The following is a 23609-nucleotide window of genomic DNA, read 5'->3' on the forward strand; positions in this document are numbered from 1 at the left end:
GGGATGACGGGAAACCCGCCATCCCCGCACCGGCTACAGGAACCGCCGGTGCCCGGCCCGCGCCGGGGCTCCGGCTTCGGCGAGCCCGGTCAGCGCCGCCGGGAGCGGATCCCGGTGCAGCACCCCGAGGCGCTGCGTGGCGCGGGTCAGCGCGACGTACAGCTCGGCCGCGCCGCGCGGGCCCGCGGCCAGGATCCGGCCCGGGTCGACGACGAGGACGGCGTCGAACTCCAGGCCCTTGGCCGCCGACGGCGGGATCCATGGGTTTCGGGGGTTCCGGGTGGCGAAGCCCCCGGTTGTCATCGTGCCCGGCACGTCCGGCGGGCCGATCACGACGCTGGTGCCTTCACGGCCGGCCTCGTCGCGGACGAACTCGGCGACGGCGTCGGCCAGTTCGCCGTCCGAGACTCGTCTGGACCACGGCCGGACGCCGCACGCCCGCACCGACTCCGGCGGCCGCGCGTCCGGCGCGAACCGCGCGAGCAGGGCGCCGGCGACGGTCATGATCTCCGCCGGGGTGCGGTAGTTCACAGTCAGCTCCCGGTACTGCCAGCGGTCGCCGACGTACGGCGCCAGCACCGGGCCCCACGCCGTCGCCCCGGCGGCGCTGCGGCGCTGGGCGAGGTCGCCGACGATCGTGAAGGAACGGCTCGGGCACCGCCGCATCAGCACCCGCCAGTCCATTTCGGACAGTTCCTGCGCCTCGTCGACGACGACGTGCCCGTACGTCCAGTCGCGGTCCGCGGCCGCGCGCTCGGCGAGGTCGCGGGTGTCGCGCTCGACGAACCGCCCGGCCAGGTCCCCGGCGTAGAGCAGGTTCTCGGCGACGAGCATGACGTCTTCGTCCAGCTCCTCGCGGTCCAGCTTCATGACGTCCATGACGCCGGCGGCGTACTCGGCCTCCTCGTCCGCCTGACGTCGCGCGGCGGCGCGTGCGGCGGAGTCGTCCCGGCCGAGCAGGCCGGCCAGCTCGTCGAGCAGCGGCAAGTCCGACACCGTCCAGGCCGAGCCGTCCGCGCGGAACAGGGCCGGGTCGGCGCCGGCGGCTTCGAGGCGGCGCGGCGACATGTACAGCGGCGCCAGCAGCGTCTCCGGCGTGAGTTCCGGCCACAGCCCATCGAGCGTGGCACTGAGCTCTTCGTGCTCCCGCAGCTCGTCGAGGACGTCGGCGCGGAGATCGGCCCACGGCCCGCGGTCTTCCCTGGTCAGCCAGCCCTCGCCGATCTTCGCCACGGCCCGCTCGGCGACGAGCGCCAGGACGTGCCGGCGGAAGATCGGGCGCGCCTCGTTGTGCGGCCGCCCCGAGCGGCGCGCCTCGCGCCGGGCCTCGTCCACCAGACCGGCGTCGAGCTGCACGGTGACGTCCCCCAGCTCGACCGGCACGGGTTCGTCCGGTACCCGCTGCCGGTCGGCGACCGCCGCGTTCAGCACGTCCAAGATCTTCAACGACCCCTTGAGCCGCGCCACCTCCGGTGGGTCCTCGGCGGTGACGTGCAGCCCCGGCACGAGGTCGCCAGTGGTCAGGAAGACGACGTCCGACTCGCCGAGGGACGGCAGCACGCGGCCGATGTGGTCGAGGAACAGCGGGCTCGGCCCGACCACGAGCACGCCGGTGCGCGACATCCGCTCGCGGTGGGTGTAGAGCAGGTACGCCACCCGGTGCAGCGCGACGGCGGTCTTGCCGGTCCCGGGCCCGCCTTCGACCACCAGCACACCCGAGTGGCCGAGGCGGATGATCTCGTCCTGCTCGGCCTGGATCGTCGCGACGATGTCCCGCATGCCCTCGCCGCGCGGCGCGTTGACGGCCGCGAGCAGCGCCGCGTCCCCGCGTTCGCTGTCACCGGGACGACCCAGAACCTCGTCGGTGAAATCGAGGACCCGGCGCCCCATCGTGTGGAACTGACGACGGCGCCGCATGTTTTCCGGCGTCGCCCCCGTGGCGGTGTAGAACGGCCGCGCCGCCGGCGCCCGCCAATCCAGCAGGAACGGCTCGTAGTCGTTTTCCGCGTCGAAGAGACCGATCCGGCCGATGTAGCTCGTTTCGCCCGAAACGGCGTCCAACCGGCCGAAACAAAGCCCGTTGTCGGCGAAGTCCAGCCGGGTCGCCTCCCGCGACCGGCACCGGACGTCGGTCTCCCGTTCCCCCGGCGTCAGACCGGTTTGCCCGAGCGCGCCGTGGTAACGGGCCTGCGCCACCGCGCGCTCGCGGTCGAGCCGCTCGTACAGCGCGGCGACGTAGGCCCGTTCTTCCCGCAATTCCTCGTCGTACCCCTGATTTGACAAGTTCCCCTCACAGCGGTTAGACTGTCGACAAGTTCGGCGAGTTCTCCTGTGGTTTCCGGAGGGCACGCCGATTTTTTATTGTCCACCCGCTGTCAAGGCCCTCAGCCCAGCATGAATTCACGCGGGTTCAGCGGCCGGTCGACCACCCGCACGTCACCCAGCAGCCCCGCGAAACTGCGGTCGACCTTCCCGTCGTAGGACGAGGCACCGACCAGCCACGACCCGCCCGGGTCGGCCAGCCCGACCGCCGGCGTGGCCGGGTTGCGGACCACCGGGCAGCCGTCGACGTACATCGTCGTGCGCCGACCGTCGTTGACCACGGCTACGTGCCACCACTTCTCGACCGGCAGCTCGTGGCCCCAGTTCGTCGACGTCCGGTCCTGGTTCAGCGGGTACACGGCCCACTGCAGCTCGCCACCGTCCGAAAGGGACAGTGTGGCGGCCGATTCCTTCGGGTCGTCGCCCGTCTTGCCCGCGGCCGCGCCGCTGCCCTGCCGGGAGAACAGGCCGCACCAGCCGTGGTGGCCGTCCTTGAAGTTCGCGGGCAGCCAGAAGAACGCCTCGACCGTGTAGCCGCACTCGAACTTCAGGCGGTTCATCGGCGCCGCGTCGACGGTGCGCAGGTACGCGCCGCGGCTCGGGTCGCGGCTGCCGTCGAACCGCAGGCTCGCCCGCGACGGCTGCCGCGGGGAGAACGCGCTCGCGTACTTCAGCGCGTCCGGCCCGCTGCCGGGCGCGGTGACGCGGGTGAGGTCGTTGCCGTGCCCGGTCTGGTCGCGCACGACGACGTCGTCCGGCACCGGCTTGCCGTCCTGCCCGCCCTCGAAACGCCAGTACGCGACCGTGCCCGGCACCAGGAGCTGCCTCGCCGGCCGTCCCGGCGGGACCGGCACCGGCGCGAAGCCCTTGAAGCGCTCGGCGAAGTCGATCTCCAGGCTGAAGTAGTCGGCCTTGCCACTGCGCTCGACCTCGACCTGCTGCATTTCCGACAGGTGGTCCTGCGCGGCGAGCCAGGGCGAGAACGTCCGGACGTCGATCACCCCGCGGGCCAGGTCGAACTGGTAGAGCCGGATCATCGCGCTGCCGCCGTAGTAGCGGTCCTGGTAGTTGGCGATGTGGACGTGCACGTCGTGCCCGGCGGCGTTCTTCCGGACGGTGCGCCCGGTCGGCCAGTAGTGGCCGTTGAGCGTCAGGAAGATCTGGTCGTTGCCCTCGACGAGCTCCTTCCAGACGTGCTCGCCGAACGTCGAGAACTGCGCCTGGGCGTCGTCGTCGGCCCAGACCAGCTCGTGGATGGTGAGGATCGCCGGCAACGTCGGGTGCTGCGCGAGGACCTGCTTCGCCCAGTTCAGGCCGCCCGCCGAGGGCCGCCAGTCCAGCGCGAGCAGCAGCCACTCGCGGCCACCGCCGCGGAAGACGTGGTACCTGTTGTAGCCGTCCTTCGTGGCACCCCGGAACGTCGGGGAGTTGCGCTGGCGCTGCGGGCCGAACGCGTCGAGGTACGGCGACGGGCCGCGCTGGTCGTCCTTCGAACCGTCGATGTCGTGGTTGCCGGCGAGCGTGCTGTAGGGGAACCGCCGCCGGTCGAGCGCCTGGAACGAGCGGCTGACGCGGGCGAACTCGTCCGCGCGGCCGTTCTGGGTGAGATCCCCCAGGTGAGCGAGGAAGACAACGTTGTCGTCCGCCTCGTCGAGGACATAGCGCAGCGAGGCGTCCAGCGGGGCCGCGTCACCGCGGTCCTCGTCGAACAGGTACTGCGTGTCGGGCATGACCACGAGCGTGAAACGCGGATCTTCGGGGTCCGGGCGGAAACCGCGCGCTTCGGCGACCGGCGCGCCGAGGACGTTCGGCAGGGTCGCCGCGGCGGCGACGGCCGGGGCGCCGAGGAGGAAGGTCCGGCGAGAAGTGTCTGTCACGGGCGGGAAGCTACGGGCGGCTTTCGACGGCCCCGGCAACTGCTGCCGAACAGGGGATGAACAGCGGTACTGTGCCCGCATGAGCGAGCTTGCGAGCGAATCATTCAACACTGCGCTTCCCGCTCAGGGCACACCGAGCGTCAGCGAAGTGTGCGCATGAGCGAGCTTGCGAGCGGATCGTTCAACACTGCGCTTCCCGCTCAGGGCGCACCGAGCGCCGGCGAGGTGTGCGCATGAGCGGCCCGCGGGTGTTCCGGCTGATCCAGCCCGTCGACGACATCGAAGTCGCCGTCGCGTTCTACGCCGCCGTCTTCGGCGATCCGGGCGAGCGGATCTCGGTCAACCGGCACTACTTCACCTGCGGCGGCGTGGTGCTCGCCTGCGTCGAAGCCCCGCTCGAACACCGCGAGCCGCGGCCGCGGAAGGACCCGCGGATCGTCTACCTCGCGGTCGAGGACGTCGAGGAGACGTTCGAGCGGGTGCGCGCCGCCCGGCCGCGCTGGCTCGACGACGCCATCGAGACCCAGTTCTGGGGCGAACGCTCCTTCTACGCCGACGACCCCTTCGGCAACCCGCTGTGCTTCGTCCAGGAAGACACGCTCTACTTGGGCGGGCCCGTCGGCTGAGTGTCGTTGTCCGGGTGCAGCCGCATCGGCATGACGAACCAGAGGGCCCCGAAGATCAGCAGGCACAGCACGCCCAGGACGACCATCGCGATCCAGCCGTAGACCACCTTGGCGATCAGCGCGACGGTCGACGTGATCGCCAGCGCCAGGCAGACCAGCCCGACCAGCACGAGCCGGTTGCCGACGGTGAGGATCCGCTCGCGGCTGCCCGTGCGGAACAGCAGCCGGTGCCACGCCGCGGGCGCGGTCAGCAACGCCGTGGCCGCCACCGCGAGGGCCACCGCGGACAGGTGCAGCGACTTCTCGAACCCGCTGGCGTCGTGGAACCGGTCGGTGAACACGACCGACAGCAGGAAACCGAAGAGGATCTGCACGCCGGCCTGGGCGACCCGCAGCTCCTGCAGCAGCTCGCCGATGTTGCGCTGCAGCTGCTCGTTGCGGGTTTCGCCGGTGTGTTCGGGCACGAATGCACAATAACCGGACACGGGACGGTCCACCGGCTGGGAAATCCGTGACTTTCCCACGAACTCCCGGCCGGCGACCATCCTAAGTGGACTGGTTCAGAACCCCCAGGAGCGTTCGGGCACCACGCGGATGCGGACGGAGTACTTGGCGTCGAACCCCTCCGCGGTCAAGCCGATCGCCGCGTAGTGGGAGCCGTACTTGTCGAGGTACCCGGGCGCCTCCGAAGGCTTGCCCGCTTCGACGTGCGCTTTCCCGTTGACGACGAGGATCGAGCCGCCGTGGGAGTCGCTGTTGAGGTGGAAGCTGACGTCGGGGTTCGCCTCGATGTGCCGGAGCTTCGCGGTGCCGGGCTCGCTGAACACCACGATGTCGTCGCCGTCGAGGACGAACCACACGGGCCGGGGTGCTGGCCGCCCCTTCGGCGTGACGGTGGTCAGCCAGGCGATCGGCTCGTCCGCCCGGTCGGCGAGCTTCGGTTCTGCCATGTCGGTGCCCCTTGGTCGTCGGTGTGTGATCCAGACAACCACGGGGCACCGACGATTTCTTCCCGCCTCAGCGCGACGCCACCCGCCGGGCGTACCGCGTCCCGGCCGCGAGCAGCACCAGCCCGGCGCCGAGGAACGCGCCCACCCTGGCCAGGCCGTCGAGCGCCGAAAGGTCGAACAGGACCAGCTTGAGGACCGCGGCGCCGACCAGGACGAGCCCGGTCACCCGCAGCCCGACGACGTCGATCCCGCGCAGCAGCAGCACGAGGGCGGCGATCGTCCAGGACACCGTGATCAGCGCGTGGCCGAGGAGGAACCCCGGCCGGTCCGGCACCGCCAGCAGCGACCCGCACAGCACCACCCCGGCGGCGCCGTACAGCGCCGAGACGCCGGCGAGGAGCCACACCGGCAGGTCGTCGGCCGGTCCGCGGAAGACCTCGAGGCGGGCCGCCGCCCACGGCAGCGCGACCGACACGGCGAGGACGAGCGCGGCGACCGCGAGCGCCCCGGTGAGCTCGGCGACCGGCCGGGCCCGCGGGACGACCAGGAGCGCGGGCGTGACGTCGAAGAACACGCCGATCAGCCCGCCGATGGACGCGAACCCGAGCGCGGCGGCGAGCGTGACCCGGTTGCGCCCGGCCACCGCGGCCACGACAAGCAGCAGCGCCTCGCCGAGCAGCACCCCGGCGCGGGCCGGGCCGTCGAACCGCGTGACCGTCGCCTGCAGGATCGCCAGCAACCCGGCCAGCCCGGCCAGGTGCCCGGCGAGCCCTGGCCACCAGCGGCGCGCGGCCCAGACGGTGAGCAGGACGGCCCCCGCCCCGGCCGTGATCGGCACCGACTGGGCCTTCGGCAGCAGCAGTGCCGCGACGAGCGTCGGGACGACCGCCGTCGCCAGCAGCGTGAGCGCCGCGGGGTCGTTCTCGCGGCGGCGCAGCACGATCAGGGCGAGCGCGACGCCGGTGACCCCGGCACCCCCGGCCGCGGCGGTGTTGGCCCAGCTGTCCCCGCCACCCAGCACCGCGGTGCTGATCACGGAGGCGAACAGCGGCGGGACGCCGGCGGCGAGCGTCAGCGACGACCAGTCGCGGCGCAGCTGCACCGGCGTCGTCGCGAGCTGGACCATCAGCAGGAAGGTGACCAGTTCGGGGGTGAACCCGCGGACGATCATCGGCGCGCACACGACACAGCCGATGACGACGGCGGAGGCCAGCAACGGCGACTCCCAGCGCACGGCCACGAGCAGCCCGACGGCGGCGACGGCCAGCCCGGCGGCGAGCCCGGCGAGCACCGGCAGGAACTCGTACAGCGTCGTCGCGGCGACGACGTCGAGGTAGAGCGTCGCGATGCCGGTGGCGGCCAGCGCGAAGGCCCCGGTGCGACCGGCGGGCTTGCGGTGCAGCCACACGCCGGTGCCGGTCAGCGCCAGGCCGAACCCGGCCCCGACGAGCACTCGCGGCAGCGGCCCGAGCCAGCCCCGCTGGACGGCCAGCACGAGCAGCAGGACGACGCCGAGCAGCGTCACGGCACCGCCGACCCAGGCGAGCACGCGGCTCCCGGCGCCCTCCTTGCCGAGCTTCGCGCCCAGCGTCTCCCGCGGAGCGGGCGGGACGTACTGCTGCTGGGGCGGCGGGAAGTACTGCTGCTGCCGGGGCGGCTGCCACTGGTACTGCGGGAACGGAATCGACTCGGGCCGCATCGGCCGGGGCTGGGGTTGGGGCTGAGGCGGCGGCTCAGGCCGCGGTTGCGGTGCCTGTTCGGCCGGCTGGGGCTGGTCGGCCTGCCCGTCCCGCACGGTCCGCAGTTCGGAACCCACCAAGGCGAGACGACGCCCCAGGTCGTCGATCTCGCCGGCGAGCCGGAGGAGCACATCTGCTTCGGTGGTCATACCGGACAGGGTCACGCACCGGCGTCCACCTGCGGATCCGTAGCACTACTCAAACCCGGGTCACGTCCTGGTCGCGGCGAGAACGGCGTCCATGGTCGTCATGATCGAGACGGTTTCGTCGAGCGGCATGAGCGGGCTTTCGGTTTCGCCGGCGGCCAGCCGGAGAGCCACGTCGTCGGCCTGGTGCCGCAGGCCACGGCCTTCGTCCCGGTATTCGTGCCGGCTCGGCTCGCCTCCGCGCGGAACGAACGTGAAGGACGCCGGAGCGTAGAACGGCCCGTCGATCTCGATCCGCGCGTCCGTGCCGACGATCGACGCCGTGGTCGGCGAAACAGCGCTCAACGTGCAGGTCAGCACGGCTTGAGCACCACTCGGGTAGCCGAACAGCATCGACATCTGCGCGTCGACCCCGGTGAAGGCGGGCGTCGCCAGGGCGGCGACGCGGTCCGGCGCGCCGAGCACCATCGACGCGAACGACACGGGGTAGATCCCCAGGTCGAGCAGGGCGCCACCGCCCAGCTCCGGAGCGAAGAGCCGGAAGGCGGGATCCTCGGCGAACCACTGCCCGTGGTCGGCGGCGACGGTGACGATCCGGCCGAGGCTCGGCAGCAGCTCCCGGACGTGCCGGACGTGCGGCAGGAACCGCGTCCACATGGCTTCCATCAGGAACAGGTGCTTGCCGCGCGCGAGGTCGACGAGGTCACGGGCCTCGTCGGCGTTCATCGTGAACGGCTTCTCGACCAGCACGGGCTTGCCGGCCTCGAGCGCGAGCCGGGCGTTGCCGTGGTGCAGGGGATGCGGAGTGGCGACGTAGACGACGTCGACGTCCGGATCGTTCGCCAGGGCTTCGTAGCTGCTGTGACGTGCGGGAACGCGGTGCCGGTCGGCGAACCGCGCGGCACTTTCGGCAGCACGTGACCCGACGGCGGCGACGACGCCGGAATCGGTGAGCTTCAGGTCTTCCGCGAAGGCGCCGGCGATGAGACCGGTACCCATGATTCCCCAGCGCAGCGGCTTGTCGGTCATGCCGGAACCCTAAGCGAACCGAACTTTCCCCGGCTAAGGTTGGTCATCGCGCATGAAGGCGTCGATGATTTCCTGGTCATGGCGGGTGCGGGCGCCGGTGATCTCCAGTGACCGGCCGTCCTTGCGGATGATCAGGGAGCGGCCGTTCGCCCGGTTGACCCAGTCGCGCAGGGTGCGGCCGAGGATGATCAGCACCGGGGAGGAGCTGAGGGTGACGACGAGCGAGGTCACGGTCGACGCGTCGACCCCTTTGGCGCCTTCCGGCGGCGTCGGACCGGGGCCGAATTCGACCGCGTCGACATCGAGCCCGAGCAGTTCTTCACGAAGCCGCCGGATTTGTTCGTCGGCCACCGCCGGATCGTCGCCGGGCACCGTCACCGAAATGTCCGTCACCTTTCGCACGATATAGCACCCGTGCCGGAAGAAGCAGGTACTCATACGATGGAAGTCCCCCGTGGCCACAACGCCGTGGCAGCGACCGGGAAACGCTTGGCGCTGCTCATCGCCTGCGACGACTACGCGGACCCGGGGCTGGGGCCGCTGCGCGGGCCGACCCGCGACGTCGATGAGCTGAGCGAGGTCCTCGCCGATCCGGCCATCGGTGACTTCGCGGTGACCGTGCTGGCCAACCGGTCTGCGCACGAGGTCCGGGTGGCCGTCAGCCGGCTGTTCAGCACGGCCGCCAGGAACGACCTGGTGCTGTTCCACATTTCCGGACACGGCGTCAAGGACGCCGCCGGCCGACTCCACTTCGCGGCCGCCGACACGACACTCGACCTGCTTTCCGCGACCGGCGTTTCGGCGGACTTCGTCCGTGACGAGGTGGATCGCAGTCCCGCCCGCCAGGTGATGCTGTGGCTGGACTGCTGTTTCAGTGGGGCGTTTCCCGCCGGCCTGATCCCCAAGACCGGCGGCCGGGTCGACGTGGTCGGCCAGCTTTCGGCGAGCACCGGCCGAGGCTGCCTGGTGATGACCGCGTCGAACCACGTCGAGCACGCCTTCGAGATCGGCTCCGGCCCGGCCCCCGGCGAGCGGACGGCGCCGTCGTTCTTCACCGAAGCGATCATCGAAGGATTGCGCACCGGCGATGCCGACCTGGACGCCGACGGCGAGATCGAGGCCGGCGAGCTGTACACCTACGTCCACGAGCGCGTCCGGTCCCGGACCGAACACCAGACCCCCTCGCGCAATGACCGGGTGAGCGGCCCGATCTTCGTCGCGCACAGCAGGAAGAGCCCTCCGCTGCCACCGGGTCTCGACCCCGAACTCCGAGCGGCTCTGCGGAGCAAGCACGCGGCGGTCCGCCGAGGCGCCTTCCGCGCCCTCAGCGTGGCGGCCGACAACGGCGATCGCGTCGCGATCGAGACGCTTCGGGCCCTGGACGACCTCAGACCGCCACCGGTGTCCGCCTTGGACGTCTCCCCTCAGCCGCCGGCACGCCGGCGCAGGGTGCTGGTTTCGGCCGGGGTGGCCACGGTCGTCGTCGCCGCGCTGGCGATCGTGCTGGTGAAGCTGCTCGGCGGTACCGACGACACCAAGGCCGGCGGCACGACGACTCCAGCGCAGAACACGTCGTCCTCGAACACATCGTCACGACCTGCCACCACGCCAAGCCCGTCGAGTCTGAAGTGGGTGACCGTGCGCGTCTTCAACAACTCGGTCATCAGAGATCTGGGCACTCGAGCGGCCAACGACTTCCGCGCGGGGGGCTGGAACGTCAGTGAGGTAAGCAACTACTCACAAGGCATCATCCCAAGGACAACGGCGTACTATCGCCCTGGAACGGATGAAGAAGCAGCCGCGAAAGCTTTCGCGGCCGAGTTCGGTATCCTCGCCGAACCCCGTCTCGAAGGAATCAAGGACGCGAGCCCCGGCGTGGTGGTCATCGTCACCAAGGATTACGGCTGATGCCGGCTCCGCCTTCGGCTGCTCACTCCGGCGAAGTGGTCCACAACGCGCTGATCGGGACGCAAGCGAGGTCGTCGCCGAAAGGAAGGTACTGGTCGCCGCAGTGGACGACGAAGCCGGCGCGAAAGCGGTCGCCCAGGCGCCGTTGGAGGACGCGGATCGAGCGGAAATCGTTGGCACGAACCGTTTCCGCGGCCTTCACCTCGACGGCGACCACCCGGCCGGTGTTGTCCTCCAATACCGCGTCGACCTCGTAGCCGTCACGGTCGCGATAGTGGTGCAACCGCGGCATCGTCCGGCTCCACGTGATCTGGCGCGCGAGTTCGCCGATGACGAATGTCTCGATGAGCCCGCCCGTCGTGGCGTCGTTGGCGACTCCGGCGACCAGGTGCCCGGCCAGGCCGGCGTCGTTGAACACCAGTTTCGGCGTGGCGACCGCCCGCGTCGTCGCGTTCGCCGACCAGGCCGGGATCAACCGGATCAGGTAAATCAGTTCGAGGAGGTCGACGTAGTCGCGAACGGTCGACACGGGAAGCCCCAGGTCCGAGGACAGCCTGCTGTAGTTGAGCAGGCCACCGGACTGTGCGGCCAGCGCTCCGACAAGACGACGCATGTCGGAGCCCCGCCGGATGTCCGCGACCTGGTGCACGTCCCGGCTCATGATGTCGTCGAGGTAGGACCTGAAGAACTGGTCCCTGCGCCGGGGAGTGGTCCGGCGAACAGCTTCGGGATAGCCGCCGCGGGCCGCGAGAGCCAGGTAGTCGCGGCGACGCAGCTCGGAAGGTTCTCCGCGGAGCCGGCTGCCGTGGGCGAACGCGGCATCGACGAAGCCGTCCGGTTTGCCGTCGATCTCGCCCTGGGACAGGGGGAACAGTTCGATCGTCTCCGAGCGCCCGGGCAGGGCGTCGGGGAGCTGGCTCAGGCCGAGCAGCCGGGCCGAACCGGTCAGCAGGAAACGTCCTGGACGGGGATCGCGGTCGACGGTGTGCTTGATCGCCAGCCACAACTCCGGAACACGCTGGACCTCATCGATGAGCATCGTGCCCGGCGCGTCCAGGAAGGCCACCGGATCCGCGTCGGCCGAGGCCCTGGTCCGTGGATCGTCCAGATAGCGCCGCACGCCGTCCGGGTGGTCGCGCAGGCACAACTCGGCCAGCGTGCTCTTACCAGTCTGACGTGCTCCGTTGATGATGACCACGCGTGTGTCCGCGAGTGCCTCCGCAACCAGTTCGGCAGCTCTCCGTGACAGGTATTCCTCGGCTCCGCGCACGACCCGACCATACGCCCACTCTCGTGAATCTGCCGAGAGCTATCTCGTCATTTTGCCGAAACAGGTGTCGTGGATCTGCCGAAGATCCTGCTGTGAATCTGCCGAAGCCGGCCGGCCGCAGCGCCGCCCGCCTGCGCGTGATCGACACCACAAGCGACAATGGAGGACGTGACCGCCACCCTGAGCAAGCCCGCCCTGAAGATCGGCCCCTACCAGGTCGATCCTCCCGTCGTGCTCGCCCCCATGGCCGGGATCACCAACGTCGCCTTCCGGCAGCTGTGCCAGGAGTACGGCGCCGGCATCTACGTGTGCGAGATGATCACCGCCCGCGCCGTCGTCGAGCGGCATCCCGGGACCATGCACATGATGACCTTCGGCGCGAACGAAAAGCCCAGGTCGATGCAGCTTTACGGGGTCGACCCGAAGACCATGGCCGAAGCCGTGCGGATCATCGTCGGCGAAGGGCTCGCCGACCACGTCGACTCCAACTTCGGCTGCCCGGTCGCGAAGGTGACGCGCAAGGGCGGCGGGGCGGCGCTGCCGTTCAAGCGGAAGCTCTTCGAAGCCATCGTCCGCGAGTCCGCCAAGGCCGCGGGCGACGTGCCGTTCACGGTGAAGTTCCGCATCGGCATCGACGACGACCACCACACCTACCTCGACGCCGGCCGCATCGCCGAGGGTGAAGGCGCCGCCGCCGTCAGCCTGCACGCGCGCACCGCCGCGCAGCGCTACTCCGGCCAGGCCGACTGGACGAAGATCGCCGCGTTGAAGGAAGCGGTGACCAGCATCCCGGTCCTCGGCAACGGCGACATCTTCAGCGCGGACGACGCGCTCCGCATGGTGGCGGAGACGGGCTGCGACGGCGTCGTCGTCGGCCGCGGCTGCCTCGGCCGGCCGTGGCTGTTCGGCGAGCTGGAAGCCGCCTTCGCCGGTCGTCCGCTGCCGACCCCGCCCAACCTCGGCGAGGTCGCCCAGGTGCTGCGGCGCCACACGGAGCTGCTCATCGAGCACGACGGCCACGACAAGGCCATGCGCGACATCCGCAAGCACATGGCCTGGTACCTGATGGGCTTCCCGGTCGGCTCGGAGCTGCGCCGCGGCTTCGCGATGCTGTCCTCGATGCAGCAGCTGGACGACCTGATCGCCCAGCTCGACCACTCGGCGCCCTTCCCGGCCGCCGCGACCGGGCCGCGCGGGCGTCAGGGCTCGCCGGGCAAGGTGACGCTCCCGCACGGCTGGCTCGACGACCCGGACGACGACTGCGTCCCCGAAGCCGAGGACATGCACTCCGGGGGCTGACCTGACATCGGGTGTCCAAGTCTTGACAAGGTGACACAAGATGGACACCATGATGTCATGGAGACCCACTGAGCTTTGGGGTCGCAATGGCCTCGGAGAAAGGGCACCTCATGGGTGCGGTCGGGACATTTGCCCTTGCGGCCTGCACGGTGCTCTTGGCCCTCCGCATGATCGCCTGGCTCGTCGGGCTGTTGATCGTCCTCCGCGGGAGCGAACCGAAAGATCGCGTTCCGCTGATCCGCGAATACACGAAGTGCCGTCCGTGGACCACACCGATCCGCAAGAAATCATGAACCCCGTATCTTCCAAGACCGACAGCGAAATCGACGAAGCAGTCCGCGAACTGAGCGAGCTCCGCCGGGGTCGCGGGATCTTCGCGACGGACATCGAGCAGCGCACCGGCCGGATCCTCCGCGAAACGTGCGCGATCCAGGCGACCGACAACGAACGCCAGATCAGGGAGAAACTGATCCAGGCGATCACGAGCCTGGCGACAATGCTGCCCGACGACCTCCAACTGGCGGCCCTGACCGCCTTCGGCATGGAGGAGAGCGCATCGAGCGAGTTCCTCGACCAGCGCCTGAAGTGGCTGGCGGAGGCGCTCGGCCGGGATCCGCGGACCGCACGCAGGCGCGTCGACCTGGCCTTCCGGCGGATGGCCGAAGAACTGATCGAAAAGAAACGGCGTCCCGCGGACGACTACTCCACCGAACAGTGGCACACCGAATCAGTCCGCGGCGTATTCCGGCTCGACCTGGAATTTCCCGTGCTGACCGAAATCCGCCAGATAGTGTCGTCGGTCAACGGCCTCGACGAAATCCAGCTCCCCGCGACGGCCCCGCGGCGGACGCCGAGCCAGAAGGACCACATCCGCGCGGAGTTCGTGTACGGCGGGAGAATCCTCGAACACCGGCAGGCCTCGCCGAGCCACATGATCCTGACCGTCCGGCTCGCCAAAACCCTCCACATCGGCGAGCGCTACGAATACTGCGTCCAGTACACGGTGCTGTCCCCCGAACTGATGCACCCGTATTACTTCCTGACCCCGCTGCGAAAAACGAGCCGTTTCAGCGCCCGCGTGAAGTTCGCCCCGGACCGGCCGCCGCGGCACGTGTGGGCCGTCCACGGCATACCCCCGCGAGCGGCCGAAGAGATCAATTCCGAAGACGTCCCCATGACGATCGACCGGATCGGCGAGGTGAGCGCCGAATTCGAGCCGCTCAGGCAAGGCCTGACGTACGGGCTGCGCTGGTCGGATTCCTGACCTGGGCGAGCCGCAGCAGGCTGATCCCGAACAGCAGCACACCCAGCGGGACGTGCACGGTCTTCACGTGCGCGATCCCCAGCGCCACCTGCGCCGACGTGAGCGCCAGGAAGACGGCCGCGTGGACGATCGGACGAGCTGAGCCGCCACCCGGCCGCCACGCCAGGACCGCGGCGACGACGTGGACCATCGCCACGACGAACACCGTGTACGCCGAAGCGCTGTGCAGAACGTGCCCGTTCGGGGTGGTCAGCAGCAGCCCGGCCGTGACCGGTGCGAGGAAGACGGCCAGGGTCTGCAGGGCGATCGTGACGCGCAAGAAGGTTGCCATGCGAACCCGACGACGCAGCCACCCGAAACGTGAGGTGGCGCCTTCACGGCTCTTCCCGGCCCTTGCGCTTGATCTCGAGCGGTGGGTGCAGGGCCTTCGCGATCTCGGGGATGTCCTCCGGCCGCGCCTTGGACACCAGGGTCTTCGCGGTCAACCACTTGCAGAGTGGCCTGACAACGGATCCGACCGCGATTCCACTCACGCTCACGATGACCGCAAGCTCGGGAAGTCCAGCTGCCACACTCTGCTCCTTGCCTACCCGGCCGGGCAGGCGAGAGCGCGCACCAACCGGCCAGCGTTTCCACTGGGGCAGGCCGAGTCCCGATCTCAGCACTAGCGACTTTGCGAACCGGCCGTCCCCCCTTCAACACCGGCAGCCAGCTCAATCGCGATGCCGATCCTACCAAGCCAGGCCCGTGACATCTGTCAGGCCGAAGTCGTGGCGGACGGCATCCTTTCCCGGCCCGCCGCCGCGACAAGCTCTTCTCATGACGACGCAGACGACGAACCAGCCCGGCAGCAGCCTCCTCAAGACCCTCGCGATCGACATCGCCGTCCCGATCGGCGCCTACTACGCACTCCACTCGTTCGGCGCGAGCGACTTCGCCGCGCTCGCCCTCGCCGGGGTGTTCCCGCTGGCCCGGACCCTCTACCAGTTCGCCAAGGACCGGACCATCAACGGCCTCGCCCTCGTCGTCCTGGTCACCAACGTCGTCGGCATGCTGCTGACCTTCGTCTCCGGTGACGCCCGGATGATGATCGCCAAGGACTCGCTCGGCAGCGGCATCACCGGACTCGTCATCCTCGTCTCCGCGTTCACCGCGGCCCCGATCATGACCAAGACCATGCGCCCCTTCCTCACCCGCGGCAATGCGGAACGGGAAGCCGCGTGGGAACGCCTGAGCGGCACCGCGAAGTTCGACGCCATCCTCCGGCGCTGCAGCGTGATCTGGGGCATCGGCTTCGCGCTGGAAAGCTCGGTTCGCGTCCTCGGCGCGTTCACCCTGCCCGTCGCGACCATGGTCTGGCTGAGCACCACCATCTTCGCGGCCTCCTTCGCGGTCATCATGGTCGTCTCCGGCAAGGTCGCCGAGAAGGCGGGCAAGATGATCGCCGCCGACGCGCAGGCCCGTGCGCTCGTGGCCGCTTGACCTGCGACAACACCGGGTGTACAGGTGTGTACATGTTCAGCAAGCGGCAGCAGCTGGTCGGGGACCTCACGGAGCTGATCCGCTCCGGCCGGCTCGCCCACGGCGAACGGCTCCCCGGTGAGAACCAGCTCGCCCTGCGGTACCAGGTCAGCCGCGGCACCGTGCGCAGCGCGTTGTCCGAGCTCCAGCAGCTCGAGCTCATCTCCACCCAGGCCGGCGTCGGTTCGTTCGTCACCTTCGACGGGGTCCAGCTCGACCAGCGGATCGGCTGGGCCCGGGCCCTCGCCGACGCCGGTGCGCCCGTCACCACCGAGCTCCTCGGGATCGAGACCGTCGAAGACGCCGCCCTCGCCGAGGAGTTCGGCGAGACGACCTACGTCGCCGTCCGGCGGGTGCGGCGGGAGCAGGCCCGCGGGATCTCGCTGGAAACCGCCACCGTGCCCGCCGCCGGACCGCTCGCCGCCCTCCCCGAGACGGGCCTGCGGGACGGCTCCCTCACCAAGACCCTCGAAGCCGCCGGGCGGATCTCCGTCGGCGGCGACCAGTGGATCAGCACCGAACGCCTCGACGCCTGCGCCGCCGAACTGCTGGGCCGCGCCATCGGCGAACTCTTCCTGCGAGCCGAACGCACCTCCGTCGACGTCGAAGGCCGGCTCGTCGAGCACGTCGTCAGCCTGCTCGACCCGGACCGCTTCCAGTTCCACCTCACCTTCGGGCACCGGTGAGCGCCCGGGACCGGGCGCTCGGCGCGTTCACCGGGCTGGCCGTCGGCGACGCGCTCGGCATGCCGACGCAGTCGATGTCCCGCGCCGCCATCGCCGCGACCTACGGCCCGGTGACCGGCCTGCTCACCGCCGTCGCCGAGCAGCCGGTCGCGCCGTCCATGCCCGCCGGGTCGGTCACCGACGACACCGAGCAGGCCATCCTGCTGGCCCGCCTGCTCATCGACGGCCGCGGCACCGTCGAACCGTACGTCTTCGCCGACGCGCTGCTGATCTGGGAGGCGGACATGGTCCGCCGCGGCTCCGCGGACCTGCTCGGGCCGTCCACCAAACGGGCGCTTTCCCGGCTGCAGGACGGTGTTCCGGCGGACGAGGCCGGCCGCACCGGGACGACCAACGGCGCCGCCATGCGCGTCGCGCCGGTCGGCATCGCCACCCCCGCCGAGAACCTGCACACGCTGGTCGACGCCGTCGTCGCGACCGCGCGGGTCACGCACAACACCAGCCTCGGCATCGCGTCGGCCGCCGCGGTCGCCGCCGCCGTTTCGGCCGGGGTGGACGGTGCGAGCGTGGCCGAAGCGCTCGACGCGGGCGAGCGCGCCGCCGTCGTCGGCGGGGAACGCGGGCACTGGGCACCCGGCGGCGAGATCGCCGCCCGGATCCGGTGGGCCCGCGACTGGGTGCGCGGCATGGCCCCGGACGCCGTCGCCGACGCGGTCGCGCGGGTGATCGGCACGTCGGTCGCGTCGCAGGAGTCCGTCGTGGCCGCGTTCGCGCTGGCCGAAGCCATGGGCGACGACCCGCCCGCGGCCCTGCGCCTGGCCGCCGGGCTGGGCGGCGACACCGACACCGTCGCCGCGATCTGCGGGGCGATGCTCGGCGCCGCGCACGGTGTCGGCGCCTTCCGCCCGGACGTGGTCGAAACCGTGCTCGCCGTCAACCGGCTCGAATTCGGGCCGCTGGTCGACGAACTCCTGAAGCTGCGCCGCCGATGACCGGGCGGCTGGTGCACACCGGGCAGGTCGTCGTCGACCTCGTCATGGCGGTGCCCGCCCTGCCGCCACGCGGTGGCGACGTGCTCGCGTCGTCGACGAACCTGGTGCCCGGTGGCGGTTTCAACGTCATGGCCGCTGCCGCGCGTTCCGGCGCCCGCGTGCTCTACGCGGGCAGCCACGGCACCGGTGGCTTCGGCGACCTGGCCCGCGCCGCCCTCGCGGCCGAAGGCGTGGAACTCGCGCACCCACCAACGTCCGAAGTGGACACTGGTGTCGTCGTCGTGCTCGTCGACGCGTCCGGCGAGCGCACCTTCGCGACCGGTACCGGCGCCGAAGGACGGCTGCACGCCGAACTGCTCGGCCGGGTCACCCCAAAGACTGACGACGTCGTGTATGTGAGCGGATACAGTTGGGTGCACGAGATCAACCGCGGAGCCCTCCTCGAGTGGCTGCCCCGGCTGCCCGGCTCGACGATCCTGTTCGACCCCGGCCCGCTCATCGGCGACATCGACCCCGGAGACCTTCATGACTTGCTGTCCACAATAGACATAGTGAGCTGCACCGCCCGCGAAGCCGAGGTGCTGGGCGAGCTGCCGCCTGTCGCCGTCGTCCGCGAGGGCGCGAAAGGCTGCCGTGTCCACGAAAACGGCCGGATCACCGACGTCCCCGGGTTCCCGGTCGACGTCGTGGACACCACCGGCGCCGGCGACACGCACTGCGGTGTACTGGCCGCGGAGCTGCTGCGCGGCAGTACTCTCCGCGACGCCGCCGTGCGCGCCAACGCGGCGGCCGCGCTTTCGGTGACCCGGCGCGGCCCGGCGACCGCGCCGGGCCGGGAAGAGATCGACCAGCTGGTGGAGGCCACGCCATGACCGGTACCCGCAGGCTCGAGGTGGAGACCAACGGCCTCGACGTGATCGACGACGCCGAGCGCCGGGGGACGCCGCGTCAGCTGTTCTGGCCCTGGTTCGGCGCGAACGTCTCGGTGCTGGGGCTGAGCTACGGCTCGTTCACCCTGGGCTTCGGCATCTCGTTCTGGCAGGCGCTGATCGCCGGCGTGGCCGGCATCCTCTTCTCGTTCCTGCTGTGCGGGTTCATCGCCATCGCGGGCAAACGCGGGTCGGCGCCGACGATGCTGCTCTCGCGGGCCGCCTTCGGCGTGCGCGGCAACCGGCTGCCGTCGGCGATCTCGTGGCTGCTCACGGTGGGCTGGGAAACCGTGCTGACCGCGTTGGCGACGCTGGCCACGGCGACCGTGTTCGAGCGCCTCGGCTGGGGTGGCGGGACACCGACGAAGGTGGTCGCGCTGGTCGTCGTGGCCGCGCTGACCGTCGCCGCCGGCGTGCTCGGCTTCGACGCGATCATGAGGCTGCAGACGTGGATCACCTGGATCACCGGCGTGCTCACGGTCGTCTACGTCGTCCTCGTGGCCGGCGACGTCCACTGGGATGCCGTCCGAGCGCTGCCGTCCGGCTCAGCTCAGCAATGGGTCGGCGCGCTGGTGTTCCTGATGACCGGCTTCGGCCTCGGCTGGGTCAACGCGGCCGCGGACTACTCGCGGTACCTGCCGCGGTCGTCGTCGAGCCGCGGGGTGGTCGGCTGGACGACGTTCGGCGCGTCCGTGGCGCCGCTGGTGCTGCTGGTCTTCGGGCTGCTGCTGGCCGGGTCCTCGCCCGACCTGAACAAGGCGATCGCGGCCGACCCGATCGGCGCGCTGACGACGTTGCTGCCGCTGTGGTTCCTGGTGCCGTTCGCGATCGTCGCGGTGCTCGGCCTGGTCGGCGGCGCGGTGCTGGACATCTATTCGTCGGGGCTGGCGCTGCTCTCCGCCGGGCTGCGCGTGCCGCGGCCGGTGGCGGCGCTCGTCGACGGCGTGATCATGGTGCTCGGCACGGTCTACATCGTGTTCTTCGGCGGCGAGTTCCTCGGCCAGTTCCAGGGTTTCCTGGTCACGCTGGGCGTGCCCGTCGCGGCGTGGTGCGGCGTGATGCTCGCGGACGTCCTGCTGCGGCGGCGCGACTACGCCGAGCAGGAGCTGTTCGACCCGGCCGGCCGCTACGGCGACGTCCGCCTCGGCCCGATCGCGCTGGTGCTGGTGGCGACCGCACTCGGCTGGGGCCTGGTGACGAACACGTCCGCGGACTGGCTGAAGTGGCAGGGTTACCTCCTCGAGCCGTTCGGCCTCGGCGGGCGGGACGGCTCGTGGGCGTTCGCGAACCTCGGCGTCCTGCTGGCTTTGGTGCTCGGCTTCGCCGTCACGCTGCTGACCCGGCCGCGCGTCCGGGCGCAGGAGGCTGCGTGAAGGCGATCCTGGCGGTCATCGACCTGCAGAACGTGTTCGCCGACCCGGCGAGCCCGTGGTTCACCCCGCGGTTCGCCGAGGTGGTGCCGCGGATCCGGAAGCTGGTGACGGCGTTCGGCGACGACGTCGTGTTCACCCGGTTCGTCGCGCCCCGGCAGCCGGAGGGGGCGTGGAAGCAGTACTACGCGCAGTGGCCGTTCGCCCTCCAGCCGCCGGACGCGCCGCTGTACCAGGTGGTCGATGCGTTCCAGCCGAAGTCCACAGTGGACGCGACAACGTTCGGCAAGTGGCACGCCCGGATGGCGACCCGCGTGGGCGGCGCGAGCCTGGTCCTGGCGGGCGTGTCGACGGACTGCTGCGTCCTTTCGACGGCCCTGGCCGCGGCGGACGCGGGTGTCGACGTCACGGTGGTGGCCGACGCGTGCGCGGGTGCGGACGACGCGAGCCACGCGAAGGCCCTCGACATCATGCGGCTGTACGGCCCGCTGGTGAAGGTCGCCACCACCGAGGAGGTGCTCGCGAAGTAGATTCGCCTCCGTGATCGACCACATCAGCATCCCCACCGAGGCCGGTTCCTTCGACGCCATCGCCGCCGGGCCCGAGGACGGGCGGCCCGTGCTGCTGCTGCACGGCTTCCCCGAAGCCGCCACCGAGTGGGAGCACCAGGTCGCCACCCTCGGGGTGCTCGGGTTCCGGGCCGTCGCGCCGGATCAGCGGGGGTACTCGCCGGACGTGCGTCCCGAGCAGGCCGGCGACTACTCGATCGATCACCTCGTCGGAGACGTCGTCGCCGTCACCGAAGCGCTGGGCTGGCCGAAGTTCGACCTCGTCGGGCACGACTGGGGTGGCGCCGTCGCGTGGTGGACCGCCGACGCGCACCCGGAGCGGCTGCGCAGCCTCTCCGTCGTGTCGACGCCGCATCCCGCCGCGCTCGCCGACGCCTTGAAGACCGACGAGGACCAGCACCTGCGCAGCCGCTACATGACCGAGTGGCGGCAGACCCGCGTCACCGAGCGGCGGATGCTCGAGAACGACGCCCGTGCGCTGCGCGACATGTTCGAGCGGCGCGTGTCACCGTCCAAGGTCGACGACTACGTGCGCCGCCTGTCCGAGCCGGGCGCGCTCACCGCCGCGCTCAACTGGTACCGCGCCGGGCGGCCGGGCGGGAAGATCGGCGAGATCTCCGTGCCGACGCTGTACATCTGGAGCACCGAAGACGCCGCCTTCGGCTCCACCGCCGCGCTCGACACCGCGAACTGGGTCACCGGGCCCTACCGCTTCGAAATGCTCGAAGACGTCACGCACTGGGTCCCAGAGGAGGCCCCCGAGGCCGTCACCTCTCTGCTCGTCGAGCACCTCAACGCGCGGTGAGGACGCGTCACCCCGCCGAGCGGCCGGGAACCCACCCGCCTTGCGGTACGGCTCACCGTGGGCGGTCGTGTTCACTGGGCGGGTGGACACCGCGACCGAACCCGAGACCGAGCAGATCGTCTTCGTCACCGAGGACGGCGTGCCCACCGGCGAGACCGGCCCGAAGCTGGCCAGCCACCACGAACACACCCGGTTGCACCTGGCCTTCTCCTGTTACGTGCTGCGCCGCGACGACAACGCGCTGCTGATCACCCAGCGCGCCCTCCACAAGAAGGTGTGGCCGGGGGTCTGGACCAACAGCGTCTGCGGCCACCCCGCGCCCGGCGAACCCCTCGAGGACGCCGTCCTCCGGCGCGCGGCCTACGAGCTCGGGTTGCCTTCGCTGTCCGGCCTGCACTGCGTGCTGCCCGCCTACCGCTACCGGACACCGCCGTTCCAGGGGATCGTCGAGAACGAGTTCTGCCCGGTGTTCGCCGCGTGGGCGGACGTCGAGCCGTCGCCGAACCCGGCGGAGGTCGAAGACTGGCGCTGGGTCGCCTGGACCGACTACACCGAGCTACTGAACGATCCCACGGCTGATGTGAGTTACTGGGCCAAGGATCAGTTCTCGCAGCTCAAGGGCATCGAGCCGTTCTCCGGACTTGCCACACAGCACTCCGCAGAGTAACCAGCCAACTCCCGTTTGAGCGAAATTCACCTTCGTCCGCACCGACGCCTCAAGCGGGGCCTCCGCCGCGACGACAACCAATGCGTGGTGGAGGTGGGCATGGTCGCCGAGGGCGAAGGCGCGGTGCCCCCGCCGCGGCAGCCGGACCTGCTCCGCCTGCACGAGGCCATCGCCGGCCTCTTCGCGACCCAGGGCGACTGGCGCCGCGCCTACCAGCACCTGCGGTCGGCGCTGGACATCGCCCGCGACGGCAGCCTGCGCGACGCGTTGACCTCGAGCTACAACCGCCGTTACCTCGACGAGCGACTGTACGGACCGTTCACCGACCGGCAGGCGGCCCGTTCGCCGCTGGGCCTCGCGCTCGTCGACGTCGACCGCTTCAAGAGCGTCAACGACACGTACGGTCACCTCGTCGGCGACCGCGTCCTCCGCCGGGTCGCCGACCTCCTCCAGGAGGACCTGCCGCCGGACGGCTTCTGCGCCCGCTACGGCGGCGAGGAGTTCGTGCTGTGGCTGCCGGGGGTCGACGCCGGGCACGCCGTCCGCATCGTCGACGACGCCCGCCTGCGCGTCGCCCGTCATCCCTGGTCAGAACTCCAGCCGGGGCTGCGGGTGACGATCAGCGCCGGCCTGGCGCACCACGCGCCGGGAGCCGGGACCGGGCCCACGTCGCCCGAGCGGCAGCTGCGCAGCGCGGACACCTTGCTTTATGCGGCCAAACGTGCCGGGCGGAACAAAGTGGCCTATCACGACGCGCAAACGACACAGTTAATAACCCACTCTGAGTAACGCAAACCCCGCATTACTCCGCTTTGCCGACAGGGTGCATCACCCGTTTGTCGACGCACACCGGCCGTTCGTCGACTCAAGGTGAAGAAAATTCCGGGAGGGTGTCGTCACGAACGGGGGGTATCCGTACGATAACGAAAACCTCCGGGGGAACGATCACCTCCTGCGGGGGAAGACGGCCATGAAGACCTGAGCTCGAAAGGAGACCGAGTGCCGGACGAGCACGACAGCCCGGGAACCGGTCGCCGTCTCGACGGTCCCGCGCGGCCCCGGGCCGGCAGGCGCCGGTCGATGGAGGACCAGGGCGGGATCAGCGTCTCCGACGTCGTCGCCAAGACCACCGGCGTCCGCCCCCTGCCGGCCCGCGAGCACGAGCAGCAGGACCGCTTCGAGCAGCCGGGACAGCGCGGCCGCGCCGCCGAACCACCCGCTCCGCCGGCTCCGGCCCGGGCCGCGCGTCCGCCGCGTGCGCCGCGGCCCGCGCAGGCTCCCGCCGAAGACCCAGTACCCACGGACGCCACGCGTCAACCGCGCCCGCCGCGGCCGCGTCAGCCACGCCGCACGACCGCCGCCGCCCCGCTGCCCGAGGCCCCGCTCCAGCGCCGCCCGGCCGCGAACCCGGGCCCGCAGCAGACGTCGGCGGCACCCCAGCCGCCACGGCGGCCCCGCCGCCCGGCCACCGACGCCGCGCCGCAAGCCGCCGAGGGCGGCACACCTCGCACGCCGGCCCGGCGCCCGGTAGCCGCCCCCGAGGGAGCAGCGCCCCGGCCCTCGGCCGCCGACCGCCGCGCACCCGTCGCCCCGGAAGCAGCCGCACCCGAGGCGGCCGGCCGCACCCAGGCTGCCCCGGT

Annotated in this window: 22 protein-coding genes; 13 read left to right on the top strand and 9 right to left on the bottom strand. The window is 70.9% G+C overall.

Annotated features, from left to right (window positions below; all coding sequences use genetic code 11):
- Positions 1-33: 33 nt before the first annotated feature.
- Both helR and AB0G28_RS13980 read right to left on the bottom strand, forming a co-directional pair.
- Positions 34-2283: an RNA polymerase recycling motor ATPase HelR gene (gene helR, locus AB0G28_RS13975; RefSeq protein ID WP_361087817.1), complete on the bottom strand. Its 2250-nt coding sequence runs from the start codon at positions 2281-2283 to the stop codon at positions 34-36.
- Between the two features lie 101 nt (positions 2284-2384).
- On the bottom strand, positions 2385-4199 hold the full coding sequence (locus AB0G28_RS13980) for a LamG-like jellyroll fold domain-containing protein (protein ID WP_361087820.1): 1815 nt from the start codon (positions 4197-4199) through the stop codon (positions 2385-2387).
- A 233-nt stretch (positions 4200-4432) separates the two neighbouring features.
- Here AB0G28_RS13980 and AB0G28_RS13985 point away from each other — a divergent pair, with 233 nt between their 5' ends.
- A complete protein-coding gene (locus tag AB0G28_RS13985; protein WP_361087822.1) occupies positions 4433-4825 on the top strand; it encodes a VOC family protein in 393 nt (130 codons plus the stop codon).
- Here the strand turns inward: AB0G28_RS13985 and AB0G28_RS13990 are convergent.
- From AB0G28_RS13990 to AB0G28_RS14010, 5 genes are all read right to left on the bottom strand, one after another.
- Positions 4801-5289 (bottom strand): DUF6328 family protein, encoded by a 489-nt coding sequence (locus AB0G28_RS13990; protein ID WP_361087825.1) that lies wholly within the window; start codon positions 5287-5289, stop codon positions 4801-4803. The genes AB0G28_RS13985 and AB0G28_RS13990 overlap by 25 nt on opposite strands.
- Before the next feature lie 96 nt (positions 5290-5385).
- Positions 5386-5775 carry a TIGR03667 family PPOX class F420-dependent oxidoreductase gene (locus AB0G28_RS13995; protein ID WP_361087828.1) on the bottom strand — a complete coding sequence of 130 codons (390 nt, stop codon included), beginning with the start codon at positions 5773-5775 and terminating at the stop codon, positions 5386-5388.
- Positions 5776-5842: 67 nt separating this feature from the next.
- Positions 5843-7663: a DUF2339 domain-containing protein gene (locus tag AB0G28_RS14000; protein ID WP_361087831.1), complete on the bottom strand. Its 1821-nt coding sequence runs from the start codon at positions 7661-7663 to the stop codon at positions 5843-5845.
- A gap of 60 nt (positions 7664-7723) precedes the next feature.
- Positions 7724-8689, bottom strand: coding sequence for a Gfo/Idh/MocA family oxidoreductase (locus AB0G28_RS14005; protein ID WP_361087834.1), 966 nt, complete (start codon positions 8687-8689; stop codon positions 7724-7726).
- A gap of 33 nt (positions 8690-8722) precedes the next feature.
- Complete coding sequence (locus AB0G28_RS14010; protein WP_361087837.1) at positions 8723-9040, bottom strand: hypothetical protein; 318 nt, start codon at positions 9038-9040, stop codon at positions 8723-8725.
- Between AB0G28_RS14010 and AB0G28_RS14015 the strand changes: the two genes are divergently transcribed.
- On the top strand, positions 9026-10597 hold the full coding sequence (locus tag AB0G28_RS14015; RefSeq protein WP_361087840.1) for a caspase family protein: 1572 nt from the start codon (positions 9026-9028) through the stop codon (positions 10595-10597). The genes AB0G28_RS14010 and AB0G28_RS14015 overlap by 15 nt on opposite strands.
- A gap of 22 nt (positions 10598-10619) precedes the next feature.
- Here the strand turns inward: AB0G28_RS14015 and AB0G28_RS14020 are convergent, their stop codons facing one another.
- Positions 10620-11795 (bottom strand): ATP-binding protein, encoded by a 1176-nt coding sequence (locus tag AB0G28_RS14020; protein ID WP_361087843.1) that lies wholly within the window; start codon positions 11793-11795, stop codon positions 10620-10622.
- 231 nt (positions 11796-12026) lie between these two features.
- Between AB0G28_RS14020 and dusB the strand changes: the two genes are divergently transcribed.
- Together dusB and AB0G28_RS14030 are read left to right on the top strand one after the other, a co-directional pair.
- Entirely contained in the window at positions 12027-13166 is a 1140-nt protein-coding gene (gene dusB / locus AB0G28_RS14025) for a tRNA dihydrouridine synthase DusB (protein WP_361087845.1), read from the top strand.
- A 40-nt stretch (positions 13167-13206) separates the two neighbouring features.
- Positions 13207-14430 carry a hypothetical protein gene (locus AB0G28_RS14030; RefSeq protein WP_361087848.1) on the top strand — a complete coding sequence of 408 codons (1224 nt, stop codon included), beginning with the start codon at positions 13207-13209 and terminating at the stop codon, positions 14428-14430.
- Here AB0G28_RS14030 and AB0G28_RS14035 read toward each other — a convergent pair.
- Positions 14387-14761, bottom strand: coding sequence for a hypothetical protein (locus AB0G28_RS14035; RefSeq protein ID WP_361087851.1), 375 nt, complete (start codon positions 14759-14761; stop codon positions 14387-14389). The genes AB0G28_RS14030 and AB0G28_RS14035 overlap by 44 nt on opposite strands.
- A gap of 488 nt (positions 14762-15249) precedes the next feature.
- Here AB0G28_RS14035 and AB0G28_RS14040 point away from each other — a divergent pair, with 488 nt between their 5' ends.
- From AB0G28_RS14040 to AB0G28_RS14080, 9 genes are all read left to right on the top strand, one after another.
- The gene (locus tag AB0G28_RS14040) at positions 15250-15912 is read left to right on the top strand and encodes a VC0807 family protein (protein ID WP_361087854.1); all 663 of its coding nucleotides are present in this window, start codon (positions 15250-15252) and stop codon (positions 15910-15912) included.
- Positions 15913-15944: 32 nt separating this feature from the next.
- Positions 15945-16637 (top strand): GntR family transcriptional regulator, encoded by a 693-nt coding sequence (locus AB0G28_RS14045; RefSeq protein WP_361087857.1) that lies wholly within the window; start codon positions 15945-15947, stop codon positions 16635-16637.
- The gene (locus tag AB0G28_RS14050; protein ID WP_361087860.1) at positions 16634-17629 is read left to right on the top strand and encodes an ADP-ribosylglycohydrolase family protein; all 996 of its coding nucleotides are present in this window, start codon (positions 16634-16636) and stop codon (positions 17627-17629) included. The genes AB0G28_RS14045 and AB0G28_RS14050 overlap by 4 nt, the downstream gene beginning before the upstream one ends.
- Positions 17626-18501, top strand: a complete 876-nt coding sequence (locus AB0G28_RS14055; RefSeq protein WP_361087863.1) for a PfkB family carbohydrate kinase — start codon at positions 17626-17628, stop codon at positions 18499-18501. Before AB0G28_RS14050 ends, AB0G28_RS14055 begins: the two co-directional genes overlap by 4 nt.
- A complete protein-coding gene (locus AB0G28_RS14060; RefSeq protein WP_361087866.1) occupies positions 18498-19931 on the top strand; it encodes a cytosine permease in 1434 nt (477 codons plus the stop codon). The genes AB0G28_RS14055 and AB0G28_RS14060 overlap by 4 nt, the downstream gene beginning before the upstream one ends.
- Positions 19928-20458: an isochorismatase family protein gene (locus AB0G28_RS14065; RefSeq protein ID WP_361087869.1), complete on the top strand. Its 531-nt coding sequence runs from the start codon at positions 19928-19930 to the stop codon at positions 20456-20458. Before AB0G28_RS14060 ends, AB0G28_RS14065 begins: the two co-directional genes overlap by 4 nt.
- Before the next feature lie 10 nt (positions 20459-20468).
- The gene (locus AB0G28_RS14070) at positions 20469-21302 is read left to right on the top strand and encodes an alpha/beta hydrolase (protein WP_361087872.1); all 834 of its coding nucleotides are present in this window, start codon (positions 20469-20471) and stop codon (positions 21300-21302) included.
- An 82-nt stretch (positions 21303-21384) separates the two neighbouring features.
- Entirely contained in the window at positions 21385-21969 is a 585-nt protein-coding gene (idi, locus tag AB0G28_RS14075) for an isopentenyl-diphosphate Delta-isomerase (RefSeq protein WP_361087874.1), read from the top strand.
- Positions 21970-22068: 99 nt separating this feature from the next.
- Entirely contained in the window at positions 22069-22758 is a 690-nt protein-coding gene (locus AB0G28_RS14080) for a GGDEF domain-containing protein (protein WP_361087877.1), read from the top strand.
- Positions 22759-23609: the final 851 nt, after the last annotated feature.

Origin of the sequence: Amycolatopsis sp. NPDC021455, from assembly GCF_040640995.1 — a bacterium.
Lineage (GTDB): Bacteria > Actinomycetota > Actinomycetes > Mycobacteriales > Pseudonocardiaceae > Amycolatopsis.